Annotated in this window: 8 protein-coding genes and 2 pseudogenes; 8 read left to right on the plus strand and 2 right to left on the minus strand. The window is 55.5% G+C overall.

Features of this window, described 5'->3' with window-relative positions; all coding sequences use genetic code 11:
- Window positions 1-8 precede the first annotated feature (8 nt).
- The 6 genes and pseudogenes from ilvC (at window position 9) to rep (ending at window position 7,503) form a co-directional block, all read left to right on the plus strand.
- Entirely contained in the window at window positions 9-1,487 is a 1,479-nt protein-coding gene (gene ilvC, locus GRH90_RS16580) for a ketol-acid reductoisomerase (protein WP_162367077.1), read from the plus strand.
- 613 nt (window positions 1,488-2,100) lie between these two features.
- Window positions 2,101-2,205, plus strand: a pseudogene (locus GRH90_RS26705) (ash family protein); the annotation flags it as partial.
- Between the two features lie 33 nt (window positions 2,206-2,238).
- A pseudogene (locus GRH90_RS26285) lies at window positions 2,239-2,699 on the plus strand (hypothetical protein).
- A 606-nt stretch (window positions 2,700-3,305) separates the two neighbouring features.
- Entirely contained in the window at window positions 3,306-5,030 is a 1,725-nt protein-coding gene (locus GRH90_RS26290) for a trichohyalin-plectin-homology domain domain-containing protein (RefSeq protein ID WP_246236114.1), read from the plus strand.
- Complete coding sequence (locus GRH90_RS16595; RefSeq protein WP_162367078.1) at window positions 5,027-5,293, plus strand: hypothetical protein; 267 nt, start codon at window positions 5,027-5,029, stop codon at window positions 5,291-5,293. The genes GRH90_RS26290 and GRH90_RS16595 overlap by 4 nt, the downstream gene beginning before the upstream one ends.
- Before the next feature lie 182 nt (window positions 5,294-5,475).
- Entirely contained in the window at window positions 5,476-7,503 is a 2,028-nt protein-coding gene (rep, locus tag GRH90_RS16600; protein WP_162367079.1) for a DNA helicase Rep, read from the plus strand.
- Window positions 7,504-7,610: 107 nt separating this feature from the next.
- Here the strand turns inward: rep and gppA are convergent, their stop codons facing one another.
- Together gppA and rhlB are read right to left on the minus strand one after the other, a co-directional pair.
- Entirely contained in the window at window positions 7,611-9,104 is a 1,494-nt protein-coding gene (gppA, locus tag GRH90_RS16605; protein WP_162367080.1) for a guanosine-5'-triphosphate,3'-diphosphate diphosphatase, read from the minus strand.
- A 5-nt stretch (window positions 9,105-9,109) separates the two neighbouring features.
- Window positions 9,110-10,405, minus strand: a complete 1,296-nt coding sequence (gene rhlB, locus GRH90_RS16610) for an ATP-dependent RNA helicase RhlB (RefSeq protein WP_162367081.1) — start codon at window positions 10,403-10,405, stop codon at window positions 9,110-9,112.
- 118 nt (window positions 10,406-10,523) lie between these two features.
- Between rhlB and trxA the strand changes: the two genes are divergently transcribed.
- Window positions 10,524-10,850 carry a thioredoxin TrxA gene (gene trxA / locus GRH90_RS16615; RefSeq protein WP_162367082.1) on the plus strand — a complete coding sequence of 109 codons (327 nt, stop codon included), beginning with the start codon at window positions 10,524-10,526 and terminating at the stop codon, window positions 10,848-10,850.
- Window positions 10,851-11,292: 442 nt separating this feature from the next.
- Window positions 11,293-12,552 carry a transcription termination factor Rho gene (rho, locus tag GRH90_RS16620; RefSeq protein ID WP_162367083.1) on the plus strand — a complete coding sequence of 420 codons (1,260 nt, stop codon included), beginning with the start codon at window positions 11,293-11,295 and terminating at the stop codon, window positions 12,550-12,552.
- The last annotated feature ends 229 nt before the right edge of the window (window positions 12,553-12,781 follow it).

Genomic DNA, 12,781 nt, shown 5'->3' on the forward strand with positions numbered 1-12,781 from the left:
GTAGCACCATGGCTAACTATTTTAACACCTTGAACCTGCGCCAACAGCTGGAGCAGTTGGGGAAATGCCGCTTTATGGCCCGTGACGAATTCGCCGATGAAGCGGGTTACCTAAAAGGTAAAAAAGTGGTCATTATCGGCTGCGGCGCGCAGGGGCTGAACCAGGGCCTGAACATGCGTGATTCCGGTCTGGATATCTCCTATGCGCTGCGCAAGGCGGCCATAGACGAGAAGCGCCCGTCCTGGCGCAAGGCCACCGAAAACGGCTTTAAGGTCGGTACCTATGAAGAACTGATCCCGCAGGCCGACCTGGTGGTGAACCTGACGCCGGACAAGCAGCACTCGGTGGTGGTGCAGGCCGTGCAGCCGCTGATGAAAAAAGGCGCCGCGCTGGGCTACTCCCATGGATTCAATATCGTCGAAGTGGGCGAGCAAATCCGTAAAGACATTACCGTTATCATGGTGGCGCCAAAATGCCCCGGCACTGAAGTGCGTGAAGAGTACAAACGCGGCTTCGGCGTGCCGACCCTGATTGCGGTGCATCCGGAAAACGATCCGCAGGGCGAGGGCATGGCGCTGGCCAAGGCCTGGGCGGCGGCTACCGGCGGCCATCGCGCCGGCGTACTGCAATCTTCATTTGTGGCCGAAGTTAAATCCGACCTGATGGGCGAACAGACCATCCTGTGCGGCATGCTGCAGGCCGGTTCGCTGCTGTGCTTTGATAAAATGGTCGCGGACGGCATTGACCCGGCTTATGCCGAAAAGCTGGTGCAGTTCGGCTGGGAGACCACCACCGAAGCGCTGAAGCAGGGCGGCATCACCTTGATGATGGACCGTTTGTCCAACAGCGCCAAGCTGCGCGCCTTTGCCCTGTCGGAGCAGTTGAAGGCCCTGATGCAGCCGCTGTTTGAAAAACATATGGACGACATTATCACCGGCGCGTTCTCCAGCGGCATGATGGCCGACTGGGCCAACGATGATGTGAAGCTGCTGACCTGGCGTGAAGAGACCGGCGCCTCGGCGTTTGAAAACGCGCCGCAGTATGAAGGCAAAATCAGCGAGCAGGAGTATTTCGACCACGGCGTGCTGATGATCGCCATGGCCAAGGCCGGCGTGGAGCTGGCGTTTGAAACCATGACCCGTTCCGGCATTATCGCCGAATCGGCTTATTACGAATCGCTGCATGAACTGCCGCTGATTGCCAACACCGTGGCCCGTAAGCGTCTGTACGAAATGAACGTGGTGATTTCCGATACCGCCGAGTACGGCAACTACCTGTTCGCCAACGCCGCCGTGCCGCTGCTGAAAGCCAAGTTTATGGACAGCCTGCAGCCGGGCGATATTGGCAAGGCCGCGCCCGCGGGCGAAATCGACAACGCGCAGCTGCGCGATGTTAACGAAGCCATCCGTCACCATCCGATTGAGGTTATCGGCGCCACGCTGCGCGGATATATGAAGGATATGAAGCGGATTGCCGTTGCCAACTGATGGGGATTATTCGCGTCATTGCATAATGCTGGCGTGGGTTTCGCTTGTGGTGAGTTATAGGTAGCTAAGGCGAAGATTTCGCTTGCGGTAAGTTTTAGGTAGCTACAGCGAAACCTACGCAGGAATACCATATAACCCACAGCAAGCGGCACCCTCGCCATAGCGGCATATAACTCACAGCAAGTGAAACCTTTCCCCCAATTGGGAAATTAATGTGCTAAATCACCCATCACGGAGCTATCGTTTCGCACAGGTCTCAAGAACTATCCAAAGGGTAAAAAGTAGGACTGGATTTTACAACATTCCAAATGTAGCCATTTATTCAAAGCACGCGTGATGCGGCGGACTATGAATAATGTATAACCTATAAGTCATTAAATCTAATAACGCGCAATACAGCATTCAATTCTGCGGTGACCCTCGAAGATAATGATACTCACGCCGAAAAGTATTACCGCTGGTCGCCCGCCCTTGTATCGTGCCTAAGCGCCCGCAAAATCAGGCGCTGGGATTGGCATCCTGAAAAACTATACTGGCGATATAGGACGCGCTCGCGTCTTTTTTATGTCGTGCGTCCGGCACTCGAAGCGATAATTTTTCGTTTTCCCATTCAATGGTGGGCTGGGCGGGGGTACCGAAAGGTGCGCCGGTTTCCAGTATGGCCGGTAATGCCAATCCCGCTCAGTCTATCACCCGCGAAATTGGCATTTCCGGTGTGGTGGTTTACAAATCACACACTGGAGGCTGCCTTATGGCTACGATCCCAACCCAAATTCACGCCTTACTTTCTACCCCCTTCAGCTCAACCACGGATTTCACCGTGCTGGCCGGGCACGGCCAACAGTTCGCTGAAACCCTCCTGGAAAGCGAGGACCCGGCGCTGCGTTCGGCGCACGGCTTGCCGAATGCCTTGCCCAGTTGCAACCGATGCTGAACGACCCTATCCCGCCTCATTTGATCGAAAGCCTGACCGTGGATAATTTCCCGGTGACCTCGCCCCGCTTTGAACCCGATGCCGAATTACTCTGCGAATATTGCCCGGCGCTGGCCCGACTTCTGACTGAGCAGTGGGTTTTACCGGAAATGGAGCAAACCCTCGCCGGATTGCTGTTTGAACTGGTCGGCTATTTTGCCGATGAACTTAAAGCGCCGCGCTGGATACGTACCGCCGATGGGGCGGAGTTTATGCAAGAGGTGGTAAAGAAAAGCTGAGCGTCACGCTAGAAGAAACCGGCTCGGTATCCCCCGCAATCAGGTAGCAACGAAACAATAATGCACCGCTGCTACCTGACAAATAACCTGAAAATATTTCGTTTAACCTGGCGATATTGTAAGCACCCCGCGTCACCGATAACATCGGAGCAAGACGCTAAACATCATCTATCAGGTGGCTTCAACCGTTGCATAAAAATGCCTATTCGTGAGGTTGGATGCAGGGCGTTCGCCTGGCGTCAATTCATGATATTCCCATAAGGCATTTTTCGACGACTACTGCCTAATGGCTGCGGTGAATGGAAACTTATCGTCTCATTGAACGATATCACCCACCAGGGAGGACCTATGGGAAGTGTAGGCGGCAACGGGCCTGGCGGTTGTTCAGGTGCTGGCGGGCGCGCAGGCATGGGCGGTACTTGCGGGCCGTCAAACGGCGGTAATGCGTCGCGCGCAAACTGTGGCGGAAACTCCAGCCAATGTGGTCCCCGGCAAAGTAGTAATACCGGTAATAGCTCGCGCCGCACTGCCGGCGGAGGACGGCAAGAGATAAATCCGGGCAGAGGCTCCAGCGCTGTTGCAAACCCATGCTCTGCCCCTTTATGTATGGGCAGAGCTATCGCTGCCCATCAATCCTCAATTAAATTAGCCAACGTTTGCGGCAATTTTCGCAACATTACCAATAATGGTTGCTCATCAACGGGCAGAATCACATTCTCTTCCGACTCAACCTGGGTTGGCGGTAATACCGTTCATAGCATTGCTAATTTTTCACCTGACTTCTCGGGTGGCCCTGCAGCTAATAATATTCATTTGGTTAAAACCAATCATCAGGGCAATAGCTGCGTTTTCAGTTACCCCGTTAACTTATCGGCTATTGGGACCCCCATAGGGCAAGGTTGTCATGGCGAGATAGCAACCGCCGGACGGACATTAGGTTGCCATCTGAATGAAAAAAGACTTGAACAGCAAAATGCCCGGGAAAAAAATAAAGTCGAGGTCCGGGAGCGAGCGCAGCGGCAAGCCTGGGAACATTATAGGATTTTGGAGCGCAGGCGAGCTGAACTCGCGGCCTGTGAACGCGAAAAACATGCGTTACAACGTCAGGCGCAGCAGGATGCCCGGGAACGAGCAGCGCAGTATCAGCGGCAAAGCGTGCTTTCGGCAAACTGCGCCAGCCTGAATCAGCAACCAACAGCGGTTAACCGCGACGGGCACGAACATTCGTCAGGCGCTGGTGCTAATACCGCTTCAATAACGCCTTTTATGGCGGATGTTAACGCACGGCGTGGTGTTGCCTTATCCGGTATAGCGTTCGCCCTGCGGCCCAATCCGGGTATGCCTGCGTTAACGGCCGGCGCTGAGCGTGGTCTGGCATCCGCTGCCGGTATACGGGCCGGTGGTGTTGGGCTAGGTACCGCGATAAGCCAATTAGGTTCGGCCGCGCTTGGCCTGGCTAGACTTCCCCTCGGGGCGGGGTTGTTGGCCTATAGCGGCAAGGTAGGGGAAGGCAGTGATAAGGTGCCGGGACGCGATTTGTCGCAACGCTTTGCTGCCGCTACCCTGGCGGGTTCTTCAAGCCCCGATTCGACGTCGTCCGCCAATCTGCCCGCTGGTAGCGCCATTAAGCATACCCAGTCGGTGAGCGAAGGTGTTGGTGGGAAAAGCGCTACGGTTGCAGGGGCCGCAGGGCATGGTCGTCATTCGGGTTTAAAGGGTAACATCGTCTTTGCCATGGGGGATGAAACCTGTGAAGGCACGCGCGAGCAGTGCGCGGTCCGTGACGGGACGCGCAAACCTGAGCGCATGGAGAGTCGCGATAAAGAAAGCGGTGGGCCTAAGCCAAATTTAGGTAAGGCTATCGGCGCGGAAAAAGCAGAATTGGGCGGAGTGGGATCGGTAACACCGGGTGGTTGGGGACCGGATGATGAGCAAAAGGGCTATGATAAGGATTCTCAAAAGCAACATCAGGTCCTGAGTAATGACAAGGGGTCATCTACAGGCCAAAAAAACGTAATTTGGGATTCTTGGCAAAACCATTCGAAGACAATAATCAGGGAACGTCAATATGCTCAAATAGGTGATCGATTATATGCGCAACATGCGGTAGACAGGATTCAGCCATCAGGACTAGTTTCTCCCGCAGGAACAGTCGGCCCTGGTAGGAACATTACCCCTAATATGGTTGAACACGTTATTAAAACTGGTTCGCCCCAAACTCATATTGTGAATGGAGTAACACGAACCACTTATTGGAGTGGTGACGTCGGAGTTGTGACAGAAAATAGTGGTAAGATAGTTGTTATTATCCTGCGCAGGAGTGGAAAATGACTAAATGGATCTATCCTGAGGTAATCGAACGTCTTAAGGAATCATGTATTAATTTTCTTGATGAGAAAACAACGGTTCAAAATATCCAAACTGAAATTTTCAGTGCTGAAAGTCAGGTGGTTGCATTTGAGGAAAAATGGCTTCGCACTGCCCTTTTCAACGCTGAAAACGAGATTGAATTATTATGCTTTACTGTTAACGAGGATGAACTGGTTGTCTCTATAAAACCCATTGTTCAGGATATTTTAGATAAAATACAATAAAGTGCCACTATATTTTGTTAAGCGTGCGGCAATAGTACGTTTATCCGGCTGCTGGCCAGTCGGACAACCGCGTCAGCATATCCCGCCACCAGATATAAGAGGTATTACCGTATCAACCTCGCCCCGCCTTTCTGCTACAATCCCTACCCGTCGTTTATCATTACCAGCTCCAGGAACTCATCATGCGCCTGAACCCCAGCCAGCAGCACGCCGTCGAATTTGTCACCGGTCCTTGCCTGGTGCTGGCCGGCGCCGGATCGGGCAAGACGCGCGTGATTACCAATAAAATCGCCCATCTTATCCGCGCCTGCGGCTACCAGGCGCGGCATATCGCGGCGGTCACCTTTACCAATAAGGCCGCGCGTGAGATGAGGGAGCGCGTGGCGCAAACCCTGGGGCGGCAGGAGGCGCGCGGCCTGACCATCGCCACCTTCCATACCCTGGGCCTGGAGATCATCAAGCGGGAATATAAAGCGCTGGGCATGAAGGCGAAATTCTCGCTGTTCGATGAGCACGACCAGCAGGCGCTGTTAAAAGATCTGACGGAACAGTGGCTGGAAGGTGATAAGGATCTGCTCAAGCAACTGACGTCGGCGATCGGCAACTGGAAAAACGATCTGCTCGATCCCGCCCAGGCCCAGGCGGTGGCGCGCACCGAGCGCGACAAACTGTTCGCCCATTGTTATGAACTCTATGATACCCACCTGCGCGCCTGCAACGTCCTGGATTTCGACGACCTGATCCTGCGTCCCACCCTGCTGCTGCAACGCGATGCCGACGCCCGCGAGCGCTGGCAAAACCGCCTGCGCTACCTGCTGGTCGATGAATACCAGGATACCAATACCAGCCAGTATGAACTGGTCAGGATGCTGGTGGGCGGCCGCGCGCGTTTTACCGTGGTGGGCGACGACGACCAGTCTATCTATTCATGGCGCGGCGCGCGCCCGCAAAACCTGGAACTGTTGCAGCGTGATTTCCCCCAGTTGCAGGTGATCAAGCTGGAGCAGAATTACCGCTCCACCGAGCGTATCCTGAAAGCCGCCAATATCCTGATCGCCAACAACCCGCATCTGTTTGAAAAGAAGTTGTTTTCCCAACTGGGCTATGGCGAGGCGCTTAAGGTGGTGACCGCCAACAACGAGGATCACGAGGCGGAACGGGTGGTGGGGGAACTGATTGCCCACCATTTTATCCGTAAGACCCGCTACCGGGATTACGCGATACTGTACCGGGGCAACCACCAGTCGCGGCTGTTTGAAAAAATGCTGATGCAAAACCGCATTCCCTACAAAATTTCCGGCGGCACCTCGTTTTTTTCTCGCCCGGAAATCAAGGATTTATTGTGTTACCTGCGTGTGCTGACCAACCAGGACGACGACAGCGCCTTTTTGCGCGTGGTGAACACGCCGCGGCGGGAAATCGGCCCGGCCACCCTGCAAAAGCTGGGCGAATGGGCCACGGCACGGAATAAAAGCCTGTTTGACGCCAGTTTTGACCTGGGTCTAAGCCAGACGCTAACCGGGCGCGGCCTGGAATCCCTGCAACGTTTCACCCATTGGATGGCCGGCATTGCCCGGCTGGCGGAGAGCGAGCCGGTGCCGGCGGTGCGCGATCTGATCCACGGCATGGAGTACGAAAGCTGGCTGCATGAAACCTCTCCCAGCCCCAAGGCCGCCGAAATGCGCATGAAAAACGTCGACCAGCTGTTCAGCTGGATGACCGAGATGCTGGAGGGATCGGATCTTAACGAGCCGATGACCCTCGATCAGGTGGTGACCCGTTTTACGCTGCGGGAAATGATGGAGCGGGGCGAAAACGACGAGGATCTGGACCAGGTGCAGTTGATGACGCTGCATGCGTCCAAGGGACTTGAGTTCCCCTACGTGTTCCTGGTGGGGATGGAGGAGGGCCTGCTGCCCCATCAAAGCAGCATTGATGAGAATAATATCGATGAAGAGCGACGGCTGGCGTATGTGGGTATCACCCGGGCGCAAAAAGAACTGACCTTCACCTTATGCCGCGAGCGCCGCCAGTATGGCGAGACCATCCGGCCCGAGCCGAGCCGTTTCCTGTTGGAATTGCCGCAGGACGATCTGGCCTGGGAGAGCGTGCGCAAGGTGGTCAGCCCGGAGGCCCGCATGGCGCACGGACAAAGCCGCGTGGCCGGCCTGCGCGAACAGCTGGCCAAAGCGAAGGACCGGGGTGGCTGAAGCTCCCCGCCAACATCGGCAAGGGCCGGGCGTTCATTTCCGCAACCGGTTACGACCGCGCTTTGCCAGCGTATGGAGGTGAAAACTGCAGGCATTGTTTGCCGGGGTTAATTGATTTCCTCAAGCAGCATCGGCCAGTGGACATAACTCTGCCACTGGCTCTCCTGCTCCAGGTATTCGGCGCGCAGCGGATGCCGCGCCAGCCATTCGTGCGGCAACAGGACGTGCAGGGTATCGTCCAGCGCCCGCAGCTTAACCTCCGGCACCGTTTCGTCGCGGCGGCGGCTGGCGAAGATGATCGCCAGGCGCATCAGCCGGCACAGCCGCTGCGCCATGCGCGGCGGTAAACTGTTTTGCTGGCTGAGCTGCGCGACGTCGATATGATGGCTTTGGTTTTGCAACAGGGTAGCGATAAGTTTTTGCTGGGCCGGCGTAAAGCCGGGTAAATCGGTGTGGCGGACCAGATAGGCGGCGTGCTGCGGGGCGTTTTTAATATCGATGCTCAGGCCAATCTCATGAATCATGGTCGCGCAGTGCAGGATGGCAAAACATCGATCGTCCAACTGCCACGCCTTGGCCACCTGCAGGGCAAAATCGGCCGCCAGGGAACTGACCCGCTGTGCCTGCTCGGTATCCAGCAGGTAGCGGCGCTGCATATTCTGCAGCGTGCGCTCGCGGATATCCTCGCACACCGGCAAATCCAGCATGCCATACATGATGCCTTCGCGCAGCGCGCCGCCGGCAAGGGTCATGGTCTTGATGCCCAATTCATGGAACACCGCCAGCAGGATGGACAGGCCGCTGGGAAACACCAGCGCCCGATCCAGGGTCAGGCCCTCGATTTCCAGCTCTTCGAGCTTGCCGCACTGGATAGCCCGCTGTTTGAGCTGCAACAGCTTGCTCAGGGTAATCTGCTCGTCCATACCCTGGGCGACCATGATTTCCTGCAGCGCCTGTACCGTGCCCGAGGCGCCCACGCAAACCTGCCAGCCGGAGGCCAGCAGTTTCGATACCACCGGGCGAATCATGGCGCGCGCCGCCTGTTCCGCCTGCTCGAAGTTTTCCCTGGTCAGGCTGCGATCGCTGAACCAGCGATCGAGCCAGGTGACGCAGCCCATTTCCAGGCTGAACAGCTCCAGCGCCTGCGCGCCGCGTCCCACCACCAGCTCCGTGCTGCCGCCGCCGATATCCACCACCAGGCGTTCATCCGACCCGCCGGTGGTATGGGCCACGCCCTGGTAGATCAGCCGCGCTTCCTCTTCGCCGCTTATCACCTGTACATCGCAACCAAGAATCTCCCTCGCGGTGACCAGGAAGGTTTCGGCATTGGTGGCGATGCGCAGGGTGGCGGTGGCGACGACGCGGATATGCGCCGCGGGGATATCCTGCAGATGTTCGGCGAACAGCCGCAGGCACTGCCAGCCACGCTGCATGGCCTCGGGGGTAAGCGCCTTGCCGGCGTTAAGCCCGGAGGCCAGCCGCACCTTGCGTTTGATGCGCGCCAACGTCTGAACGGTGCCGGCCACCTCGCGCACCACTAACATATGGAAACTATTGGAACCTAGGTCAATGGCGGCATAAAGCGAGGTGCAACTTAGCATGGTGTTTAGCCCGGACGTTTACGGTTATGACGTGGCGCACCGCCCGCACCGCTGCGGCGGGATACCGAATGACGACGCGGACCGGTGCCCGGCCGGGCACGGGTAAGCCGTTTCGGCGCGGGCAGTTCGGTCATAAGCGCGTCGCTGTTGTACTTACTGACAGGGATCTGATGGCCAATATAGCTTTCAATCGCCGTCAGGTTCAACGCATATTCTTCACAGGCCAGGCTGATGGAACTGCCGCTCTCGCCTGCGCGGCCGGTACGGCCGATGCGGTGAACGTAATCCTCGCAGTCATCGGGCAGATCATAGTTGAACACATGGGTGACCAATGGGATATGCAGGCCGCGCGCCGCGACGTCGGTCGCCACCAGGATGTCCAGCGTGCCCTGGGTAAAATCCTCCAGGATGCGCAGGCGCCTTTTCTGCGAGACGTCGCCGGTCAAAAGCCCGACCCGGTGGCCGTCGGCGGCGAGATGGCCCCAGATATCCTCGCACCGGTGCTTGGTATTGGCGAAAATAATACAGCGATCCGGCCACTCTTCTTCTAACAGCGTCTGCAACAGGCGCATCTTTTCTTCGTTGGAAGGGTAAAACAGTTCTTCCTGGATACGATAGCCGGTTTTTTGCAGCGGCTCGACTTCCACATATTCGGCGTTGTTCATATGTTCAAACGCCAGCTCACGTACGCGATAAGACAAGGTGGCGGAGAACAGCATATTCAAACGTTGTTCAACGGCGGGCATACGGCGGAACAACCAGCGGATATCCTTGATAAAGCCCAGATCAAACATGCGATCGGCTTCGTCGAGCACCACCACCTGGATCGCGCCCATGTTGACATAGTTTTGCTTGGTATAATCAATCAGGCGGCCGGTGGTTCCAACCAGGATATCCACCCCGGTTTCGAGAACCTTAAGCTGCTTGTCGTATCCATCGCCACCGTAGGCCAGACCCATTTTCAGGCCGGTCGCCTGGGCTAAGGGTTCAGCATCGGAGTGGATTTGCACCGCCAGTTCGCGGGTCGGCGCCATGATCAGCGCCCTTGGCTGATTGGTCTGGCGCTGCTCGCTGGCAGGCTGGGTGAGTAGGTGATGAAACGTGGCAGCAAGGAAAGCCAACGTTTTTCCGGTACCGGTTTGCGCTTGGCCCGCGACATCCTTCCCGTCCAGGGTGATGGGTAATGTCAGCGCCTGAATAGGCGTACAATTACTAAACCCTTGTTTTTCAAGAGATTCAATAATCAGCGGGTGCAGGGCGAAGTCGGAAAACTTCTTTTCGGTTAAGTGTGTTTTGCTCATAGTGTGGTAGAATAACAGTTAACTATTGCATTACGAAAGCGTATCCAGTGAAATAAAGTCAACCCGACGTTGGTTAACCTTAAACCAGCCGGGTAAAGATAATCCTGTGGAGTAGAACATGAGCGATAAAATTATTCACGTAAGTGACGACAGCTTCGAAAAGGACGTGTTGCAGGCAAAGGGACTGTTCCTGGTGGATTTTTGGGCGGAATGGTGCGGTCCGTGTAAAATGATCGCGCCCATCCTGGCTGAAGTCGCTGATGAATTCGAAGGTAAATTGACTATCGCCAAGCTGAACATCGACGAAAACCCGGCTACCGCGCCTAAATACGGTATCCGCGGCATCCCCACCCTGCTGTTGTTCAAGGATGGCGAAGTGGTCGCGACCAAGGTCGGGGCGCTGTCCCGCAGCCAGTTAAAAGAGTTCCTGAACAAAAATCTGTAACCCGTAAAAAACGGTTATCCCAACGGGCTCTGACGATCGCTATGTTTCTCGTATTGACCGCTAGACGCCCGCCAAGAACCATGCTAAGTTTATGTCCACTGCATTTAGATCTTACCTGTAGTTTGAATCTTAGCTTTACTCTTTGCCCGAGTCCTGTTGTTCAACCGTAGAATTGTTCAACTGTAGAATTGTCCAATGCGAACGGCCGTTAAACAGCATCGGTTTTACCAAGCAAAGCGTTCAAGCAACCTGGATTTGAATTGATCCGTTTTTAGGCGCTCTCAATCTTCAGTCTTCTTGTATTCATTTTGCATGAATTGCTGTTCATCAGCCCAAACGGGATGTACTGGGATTAAATGCCGTTAGACAGGCACGATTTTACGCTGCCATACCATCCACAAAAATAGTTCGAGAATTACCCCGAGTTTAAGAACCCACCATTATGAACCTTACCGAATTAAAAAATACGCCGGTTTCTGAGCTAATTACTCTCGGCGAAAACATGGGGCTGGAAAACCTGGCCCGTATGCGCAAGCAAGACATCATCTTCGCCATTTTGAAGCAGCATGCTAAAAGTGGAGAGGATATCTTTGGCGACGGCGTGTTGGAAATATTGCAGGATGGATTCGGTTTCCTCCGCTCCGGGGACAGCTCATACCTGGCCGGCCCCGATGATATTTATGTTTCCCCCAGCCAGATTCGCCGTTTCAACCTTCGCACCGGCGACACCATTTCCGGCAAGATCCGTCCGCCGAAAGAGGGCGAGCGCTACTTCGCGCTGCTGAAGGTCAATGAAGTCAATTACGACAAACCGGAAAATGCCCGTAACAAGATCCTGTTTGAAAATTTAACCCCGCTGCACGCCAACTCCAGGTTGCGTATGGAACGCGGCAACGGCTCCACCGAAGACCTGACGGCGCGCGTGCTGGATTTGGCCGCCCCCATCGGCCGTGGCCAGCGCGGCCTGATCGTGGCGCCGCCCAAGGCCGGTAAGACCATGCTGCTGCAGAATATTGCGCAAAGCATCGCCTACAACCATCCCGATTGCGTGCTGATGGTACTGCTGATCGATGAGCGGCCGGAAGAAGTGACCGAAATGCAGCGCCTGGTTAAAGGCGAAGTGATTGCGTCAACGTTCGATGAACCGGCCTCGCGTCACGTTCAGGTCGCCGAAATGGTGATCGAAAAAGCCAAACGCCTGGTCGAACACAAGAAAGACGTCATCATCCTGCTGGACTCCATCACCCGCCTGGCCCGCGCCTACAACACCGTGGTGCCCGCCTCGGGCAAGGTGCTGACCGGCGGCGTGGACGCCAACGCCCTGCACCGGCCAAAACGGTTCTTCGGCGCGGCGCGTAATATGGAAGAGGGCGGCAGCCTGACCATCATCGCCACGGCGCTGATCGACACCGGCTCCAAGATGGATGAAGTCATTTACGAAGAATTTAAAGGTACCGGTAATATGGAATTGCACCTCTCGCGCAAAATCGCCGAGAAACGTGTCTTCCCGGCGATTGACTACAACCGCTCCGGCACCCGTAAGGAAGAATTGCTGACCACCCAGGAGGAGCTGCAGAAAATGTGGATCCTGCGCAAAATCATCCACCCGATGGGCGAGACCGACGCCATGGAATTCCTGATGAACAAGTTAGCGATGACCAAAACCAACGACGAGTTCTTCGATATGATGAAACGCTCGTAAATAATAAAAACTCGGGTAACGCCACGTCAAGACGTGGCGTTTTTTGTTTCTAATGCTAGGATAGTCAGTTCTTACTTGCCGTAGCCTTTTAATGAAGGCTAAGCCAAGCGGTCTTTTTGCTTCAGTTCACCTGACGGAGCTTCGGGTGTGACGAAAAAGATAACAAAGTCAATATTTCAGTGTCGCGCGGTACGGTGACGATTGAGGCAGAGAGTAAGGGGCGTCTACA

Origin of the sequence: Acerihabitans arboris (genome assembly GCF_010131535.1) — a bacterium.
In the GTDB taxonomy this organism is placed as follows: Bacteria; Pseudomonadota; Gammaproteobacteria; order Enterobacterales; family Enterobacteriaceae; genus Acerihabitans; species Acerihabitans arboris.

Bases quoted from the DNA above. Each gene is read 5' to 3' on its own strand.
- ilvC (WP_162367077.1), top strand. From the start codon at position 9: ATGGCTAACTATTTTAACACCTTGAACCTGCGCCAACAGCTGGAGCAG.
- GRH90_RS26290 (WP_246236114.1), top strand. From the start codon at position 3,306: ATGGGCAGAGCTATCGCTGCCCATCAATCCTCAATTAAATTAGCCAAC.
- GRH90_RS16595 (WP_162367078.1), top strand. From the start codon at position 5,027: ATGACTAAATGGATCTATCCTGAGGTAATCGAACGTCTTAAGGAATCA.
- rep (WP_162367079.1), top strand. From the start codon at position 5,476: ATGCGCCTGAACCCCAGCCAGCAGCACGCCGTCGAATTTGTCACCGGT.
- gppA (WP_162367080.1), bottom strand. From the start codon at position 9,104: ATGCTAAGTTGCACCTCGCTTTATGCCGCCATTGACCTAGGTTCCAAT.
- rhlB (WP_162367081.1), bottom strand. From the start codon at position 10,405: ATGAGCAAAACACACTTAACCGAAAAGAAGTTTTCCGACTTCGCCCTG.
- trxA (WP_162367082.1), top strand. From the start codon at position 10,524: ATGAGCGATAAAATTATTCACGTAAGTGACGACAGCTTCGAAAAGGAC.
- rho (WP_162367083.1), top strand. From the start codon at position 11,293: ATGAACCTTACCGAATTAAAAAATACGCCGGTTTCTGAGCTAATTACT.